Origin of the sequence: Mesorhizobium sp. M7A.F.Ca.US.006.01.1.1 (assembly GCF_003997935.1) — a bacterium.
Taxonomy (GTDB): domain Bacteria; phylum Pseudomonadota; class Alphaproteobacteria; order Rhizobiales; family Rhizobiaceae; genus Mesorhizobium.
On the sequence record NZ_RZQL01000333.1, the window covers coordinates 1 to 6,075 of the forward strand.

Here is a 6,075-nt window from a genome sequence, read left to right on the forward strand (position 1 = left end):
CGTCCGAGGCTTTGACCACGGCATAGGCCTGCTTGCCCTTTTCAAGCTTGAGATCGGCGACGGCCTCGTTGGTGATCGAGGCGGTGACGATGGCGCCGCCGCCGATGTCGATCCTGACATGCGAGGTGGTGGCTCCCTTGACGATCTCGGCGATCGTTGCGGGCGCTGATCTTCGTCGGAGTTTTCTTTCCAAGGTTTCTTTGCCGGTCTTACCAGAACAATTGGTGTCGTACAGACGCTTTCATGAGGCGCCGGGCCTTCCCTTGTTATATTCATACGGATATATCGATCGGAGACTTAGGGCTGATCGGCTTTCAAACCGAGGAGAGTTCCCATGACGCGCAAAGGTTTTGGATTGAGGGTGATCGCCATTGGCGGTTTCGCTGCGGCCCTGATGGCAGTCGTGCCGGCAGCACATGCGGAAGACAAGGTGGTGGTGTTTGCCGCGGCCAGCCTCAAGGACGCGCTCGACGCGGTGAACAAGGCCTGCGAGGCCGATGTCGGCGAGGCGGCGACCGTCTCCTATGCCGCGAGCTCGGCGCTGGCCAAGCAGATCGAGGGCGGGGCGCCTGCCGACGTCTTCATCTCGGCCGACCTCGACTGGATGAAATATCTCTCCGACAAGAAGCTGACCAAGCCGGACACCGAAGTGAAGCTGCTGGGCAATCAGATCGTGCTGGTGGCGCCGAAGGACTCGGCGGTCGACACCAGGATCGAGAAGGGTTTTGACCTCGCCAAGCTGATCGGCGACGGCAAGCTCGCCATGGGCGATTTCAAGGCGGTGCCGGCCGGCAAATACGGCAAGGCCGCGCTTGAATCGCTCGGCGTCTGGTCCTCGGTCGAGGGCAAGGTGGCGCAGGCCGAGAACGTGCGCGCGGCGCTGAAGCTGGTTTCGACGGGCGAAGCCGCCCTCGGCATTGTCTATGCCACCGACGCGCATGCCGAAAAGGGCGTCAAGGTGGTCGGCACCTTCCCGGAGGATTCGCATCCGCCGATCATCTACCCGGTTGCCCAGACCGCCGATTCGAAGGACAAGGATACGCCGGCTTTCCTGAAATGCCTGCAGTCGGCCAAGGCGGCCGCGCTGTTCAAGGATCAGGGATTTACCGTGCTCGCGCCGAGCAACTGAGTTCCAGGGGCTTCATCTGACATTATGAACTGGCTGCTGGACCTCACTCCCGACGAATGGAATGCGGTCCGGCTGTCCATCAAGGTGGCAACGGTGGCGATGCTTGCCAGCCTGCCGCCGGGCATCTTGATCGCGCTGCTGCTTGCCCGGGGACAATTCTGGGGCAAGACCGTTCTCAACGGGTTGGTGCATCTGCCGCTGATCCTGCCGCCCGTGGTAACCGGCTACCTGCTGCTGCTCACCTTCGGCCGGCGCGGTCCGGCCGGCGCTTTCCTGGCAGAGCATTTCGGCATTGTCTTTTCCTTCCGCTGGACGGGTGCGGCGCTGGCCTGCGGCGTCATGGGCTTTCCGCTGATGGTGCGGGCGATCCGGTTGTCGATCGAGGCGGTGGACCGCAAGATGGAAGCGGCGGCGGGAACGCTCGGCGCCAATCCGCTGTGGGTGTTCGTCACCATCACGCTGCCGTTGATCCTGCCTGGGCTGATTGCCGGCGCCATCCTGGCCTTCGCCAAGGCGATGGGTGAGTTCGGCGCCACCATCACCTTCGTCTCCAACATTCCCAATGAGACGCAGACATTGCCGTCGGCGATCTACACCTTCACGCAGGTGCCGGGTGGCGATGAAGGGGCGCTCCGCCTGACGCTGATTTCCATCGTCATTTCGATGGCAGCACTTGTGGCGTCGGAGGTGCTGGCGCGGCGCGTCGGCCGGCGACTGGACATCGAATGAGCGTTCTCGTCGACATCAGTCATCGGCTGGGTGGTTTCGCCATCGACGCCCGCTTCGAAAGTGCCGGGCGGCTGACGGCGCTGTTCGGAGCGTCTGGGTCGGGCAAGACGACGCTGATCGACATGATTGCCGGGCTGATCCGGCCCGACAAGGGACGCATCGAGGTCGACGGCCGTGTGCTGGTCGATACCGGTGCCGGCATTTTCGTGCCGAAGCACAAGCGCCGCATCGGCATGGTCTTCCAGGACGCACGGCTGTTTCCTCATATGAGCGTTGCCGGCAATCTGCGCTACGGCCGCTGGTTCACGCCGCCGGCGGAACGCTACGCCGATATCGACGCCGTCGTCGACCTGCTCGGCATCGGGCCGCTCATGAACAGGCGGCCGGCAAAGCTCTCGGGCGGCGAGAAACAGCGCGTGGCGATCGGCCGGGCATTGCTTGCCAGCCCCAGACTGCTGCTCATGGACGAACCGCTGGCCTCGCTCGACGAAGCGCGCAAGGCCGAAATCCTGCCCTATGTCGAAAGGCTGCGCGACGAGACGAAAATCCCGATCGTCTATGTCAGTCATTCGGTCGCCGAAGTGGCGAGGCTGGCCAGCGACGTGGTGATGCTGGCGCAGGGCAATGTCATTGCCAGCGGGCCGACCGAGGCGGTGATGCAAAGGCTCGACCTGTTGCCGGCTGAGGAGCGCGGCGAGGGGGGCGCCGTGCTGGACACCAAGGTGCTGCATCACGACGAGCCTTTCGGCATGACCGTGCTCAGGTCGGCCGCAGGCGAGCTCCGGGTGCCACAGCTGGCGATGAAAGCAGGTACGCCGGTGCGCATCCGTATCCGCGCCCGCGATGTGATGATCGCCACCGAAAAGCCGAGGGGTCTCAGCGCGCTCAACATCCTGCCGGGAACCATTACCACGATGAGCCCCGGCGAGGGACCCGCCGTTGAGGTCGGTATCGACTGCAATGGCGCAACCGTGCTTGCCCGCATCACCGAACAGTCGCGGCAGGCGCTGAAGCTTCATCTTGGCGGTAAGGTTTTCGCGGTGATCAAGACGGTGAGCTTCGATCGGGCGAACACCGGCGCCGGCCTGCCTGCCGAGGCGGATGGATGATCCCGCTATGTCTTTTTGGAATAGCGGTTTCGCCACGGAGCTTCTAGTATGAGGTTGGGGTGTGACCGCGGAGAGGAATGATGCCGTCGCTGAGCTTGCGGATAAATCTCGATCCCGACGGGCGCGTCGGGCCGGGCAAGATCGAACTCCTGGAACAGATCGCAGCCTTCGGCTCGATCTCGGCCGCCGCGCGCGGCATGGAGATGTCCTACAAGCATGCCTGGGATCTGGTCGAGGACATGAACCGGGTGTTCGGCAAGCCGCTGGTGGCGGCACAGACCGGCGGCCGCAAGGGCGGCGGCGCACAGCTGACGGCGGTCGGCCTGGCAGTAGTCAGCCGCTTCCGCGCCATCGAGCGCGCGGCTTCTGCTGCGGCGGCGACGCATATGGAGGCATTGCAGGCGGAGATTGATGCTGGGTGAGGGGAAGGGAGTAGGGGAGTAGGGGAGTAGGGGAGTAGGACTTATTGCTCTTCACCGGGCTTGCGCAGCAAATAGCTGTCCATGATCCAGCCCTTCTGCCGGCGGGCTTGCTCGCGGACCTTTTCGATTTCGGTACCGACATCGCCCACGCGGCCGGAAAGAATGATCTCGTCTTCCGTTCCGAGATAGGCGCCCCAATGGATGACGACATCCTTGTCGTCCAGCGTGTTGAAGGCGCATTTGCCGTCCAGCAGGACGACCGCGCTGCCGGCATTGTCCGGCATGCCTTCCTCGGTCAGGCGGCGGCCGGTGGTGATGAGGACGGAATCGCCGATGCGGTTCAGCGCCATCTTGTGGCTGGCGGCAAGCGCCTGGACGGCGGTGATGCCGGGGATCACCTCAAGCTCGAACGCCACATTGCCTCGCAGGCGCACGCGCTCGAGGATGCGCAGCGCGCTGTCGTAGAGCGAAGGATCGCCCCAGATCAGGAAGGCACCGCAGCCGTCGCCTGCAATCTCGTCGCGGATCAGGGCTTCGTAAATGGCGGCGATGGCTTCGTGCCAGTCATCGACGGTCGAGCGGTAGGAGGGCGCCGGCCCATCTTCTACCGGCAGGTCGCGCACCGGCACGTCGAATTCGACGCGGCGCGACTTCGGATTGGTGACGAAGCGGTCGCATATCCGCCGGCGCAGTTCGGCCAGTTCATTTTTCTTCGCGCCCTTGTCGGGAATGAACAGCACATCCGCCTGGTTCAGGCCTGATATGGCCTGAACGGTCATGTGGTCGGGATTGCCGGCGCCGATGCCGATGACGAGAAGCTTGCGCATGGGGCGAACTCCTGCCCGATCGGGACCTGTTAGTCCAGACCGCGCTGGCGCGTGTCCAGACCGCGTTGGCGCGTGGCCGGACTGCTGCTGCGTGTCCAGACCTCTTGCTCCAGACCCTTTTTGGTGCACTAGCGGATGCGGAAGGGCTTTGAACGCCAGATTGAAACGGCTAGGGTCCTGCAAGCATTCCAGCCGAGGGGCTTCCATGTTGCGATATATTCTGACCGCCGTGCTGGCCCTGTCGCCAGCGCCCGCCTTCGCCAATGATTCGGTTGCCGAACTTGGCACCGGCGGCCTGATCCTGTCGCGCAGCGATGCCGTAGCGATGCAAAGCGAGGACCTTTTCATCTCGCCGGAAAAGGTCACGGTCGACTATGTCTTCCACAACAACACCGACAGGGATGTCGACGCCATTGTCGCCTTCCCGATGCCCGAAATATCGGGCAATCCCGAAGAAATCCCGGCGATCGCCGAAAACCAGAGCGACAATTTCCTCGGCTTCGAGGTGACGATCGACGGCGTTGCCGTCAAGCCGCAGCTCGAGCAGAAGGTGTTGGCGCTCGGCATCGACATCAGCGCCGAGCTGAAGGCGCAAAACGTGCCGTTCTATCCTTTCGGCGAGGCGGCGAAGGCGGCGCTGGCCAAGCTGCCGCAAGCGGTTGTCGATGACTGGGTCAATCGCGGCATCATCATCGAGGACACCGGCAGCGACGGCACCGAGGCGACCAAGGTCTACACGCCGTTCTGGCAATTGCGTTCGACCTACTGGTGGCGTTCGACCTTTCCGGCCAACAAGGACGTCCATGTTTCCCACCACTACAGACCGAGCGTCGGCGGCACGTCTTCAGTCAGCTTCTTCTACGACGGCAAATTCCAGGGACAGTACGCGGCCTACAAGGCCCGGTATTGCATGGACGGCACATTCGAAAATGCGGTGCGCAAGGCGGCCAAGGACGACCCTGACGGCTACCCCAAATATGTCGAGAACCGCATCGCCTATATCCTGACCACCGGCGGCAACTGGGCCACCGGCACGATCGGCAAGTTCAAACTGACGATCGACAAGGGCAATCCGAAAGCCCTGGTCTCGTTCTGCGGCGACAATGTCAAAAAGACCGGACCGACGACCTTCGAGATGACGGCGGATGATTTCTACCCCGAGCGCGACATCGACATCCTGATTCTCGAGCCAACGGACGGCAATTGATGCACGTCGGAATCTACGTTGCCATTGCCGAGAACGGCGTGATCGGGCGGGACGGCGGGCTCCCGTGGCGGCTCTCCACCGATCTCAAGCGCTTCAGGGCCGATACGATGGGCAAGCCCATCATCATGGGCCGCAAGACCTATGAGGGCATCGGCCGGCCGCTGCCGGGCAGGTTGAACATCGTCGTCACCCGCGACAAGACATGGCGCGCCGAGGGCGTCGAGGTGGCGCATTCGCTCGAAGCCGCGGTCCAGTTGGCGACGGTGCGCGCGAGCCGCATGGCCGATGTGGACGAGGTGTGCGTCATCGGCGGCGGCGAAATCTATGCCCAGGCCATGCTGCTGGCCGATCGGCTGCATGTCACCCATGTGCTGGCAGCGGTCGACGGCGACGCGCATTTCCCGCCGATCGATCCTGATTCCTGGCGGATTGTCAGTGCGCAGGACGTCCCGGCCGGGGAAAAGGACAGCCACCCGACGCGCTATTCGGTTTACGAGCGGCGTCGAGAGAGACATTGACTGAAAAAAGGGGCATTGAAGGAAGACAAAGGGTCGCGACTGGACCAAATCGGACGAAGTCGGCAGCGCATCGCGTTGAAAGCGCCCCGTGGCGTCCCTATAGAAGAACAATACTGGATTTTGCGCCGTAATAC

Annotated in this window: 8 protein-coding genes; 6 read left to right on the top strand and 2 right to left on the bottom strand. The window is 63.1% G+C overall.

Features of this window, described 5'->3' with window-relative positions; genetic code table 11:
• The coding region (locus tag EN943_RS33900; RefSeq protein WP_127416242.1) for a TOBE domain-containing protein at positions 1-193 on the bottom strand (193 nt) is incomplete at its 3' end.
• 141 nt (positions 194-334) lie between these two features.
• Here EN943_RS33900 and modA point away from each other — a divergent pair.
• The 4 genes from modA to EN943_RS33920 all read left to right on the top strand — a co-directional run bounded on the left by modA (position 335) and on the right by EN943_RS33920 (position 3,389).
• Complete coding sequence (gene modA / locus EN943_RS33905) at positions 335-1,129, top strand: molybdate ABC transporter substrate-binding protein (protein WP_127416243.1); 795 nt, start codon at positions 335-337, stop codon at positions 1,127-1,129.
• 24 nt (positions 1,130-1,153) lie between these two features.
• The gene (gene modB, locus EN943_RS33910) at positions 1,154-1,858 is read left to right on the top strand and encodes a molybdate ABC transporter permease subunit (RefSeq protein ID WP_127416244.1); all 705 of its coding nucleotides are present in this window, start codon (positions 1,154-1,156) and stop codon (positions 1,856-1,858) included.
• The gene (gene modC, locus EN943_RS33915) at positions 1,855-2,967 is read left to right on the top strand and encodes a molybdenum ABC transporter ATP-binding protein (RefSeq protein WP_127416245.1); all 1,113 of its coding nucleotides are present in this window, start codon (positions 1,855-1,857) and stop codon (positions 2,965-2,967) included. Before modB ends, modC begins: the two co-directional genes overlap by 4 nt.
• Before the next feature lie 80 nt (positions 2,968-3,047).
• Entirely contained in the window at positions 3,048-3,389 is a 342-nt protein-coding gene (locus tag EN943_RS33920; protein WP_027034879.1) for a winged helix-turn-helix domain-containing protein, read from the top strand.
• Between the two features lie 41 nt (positions 3,390-3,430).
• Here the strand turns inward: EN943_RS33920 and cobF are convergent, their stop codons facing one another.
• Positions 3,431-4,216, bottom strand: coding sequence for a precorrin-6A synthase (deacetylating) (cobF, locus tag EN943_RS33925; RefSeq protein WP_127416246.1), 786 nt, complete (start codon positions 4,214-4,216; stop codon positions 3,431-3,433).
• A gap of 205 nt (positions 4,217-4,421) precedes the next feature.
• Here cobF and EN943_RS33930 point away from each other — a divergent pair, with 205 nt between their 5' ends.
• Together EN943_RS33930 and EN943_RS33935 are read left to right on the top strand one after the other, a co-directional pair.
• The gene (locus EN943_RS33930) at positions 4,422-5,423 is read left to right on the top strand and encodes a DUF4424 domain-containing protein (RefSeq protein WP_127416247.1); all 1,002 of its coding nucleotides are present in this window, start codon (positions 4,422-4,424) and stop codon (positions 5,421-5,423) included.
• Complete coding sequence (locus tag EN943_RS33935) at positions 5,423-5,941, top strand: dihydrofolate reductase (RefSeq protein ID WP_127416248.1); 519 nt, start codon at positions 5,423-5,425, stop codon at positions 5,939-5,941. The genes EN943_RS33930 and EN943_RS33935 overlap by 1 nt, the downstream gene beginning before the upstream one ends.
• The last annotated feature ends 134 nt before the right edge of the window (positions 5,942-6,075 follow it).

Coding starts and splice junctions, on each gene's coding strand:
- modA (WP_127416243.1), top strand. CDS start 335: ATGACGCGCAAAGGTTTTGGATTGAGGGTGATCGCCATTGGCGGTTTC.
- modB (WP_127416244.1), top strand. CDS start 1,154: ATGAACTGGCTGCTGGACCTCACTCCCGACGAATGGAATGCGGTCCGG.
- modC (WP_127416245.1), top strand. CDS start 1,855: ATGAGCGTTCTCGTCGACATCAGTCATCGGCTGGGTGGTTTCGCCATC.
- EN943_RS33920 (WP_027034879.1), top strand. CDS start 3,048: ATGCCGTCGCTGAGCTTGCGGATAAATCTCGATCCCGACGGGCGCGTC.
- cobF (WP_127416246.1), bottom strand. CDS start 4,216: ATGCGCAAGCTTCTCGTCATCGGCATCGGCGCCGGCAATCCCGACCAC.
- EN943_RS33930 (WP_127416247.1), top strand. CDS start 4,422: ATGTTGCGATATATTCTGACCGCCGTGCTGGCCCTGTCGCCAGCGCCC.
- EN943_RS33935 (WP_127416248.1), top strand. CDS start 5,423: ATGCACGTCGGAATCTACGTTGCCATTGCCGAGAACGGCGTGATCGGG.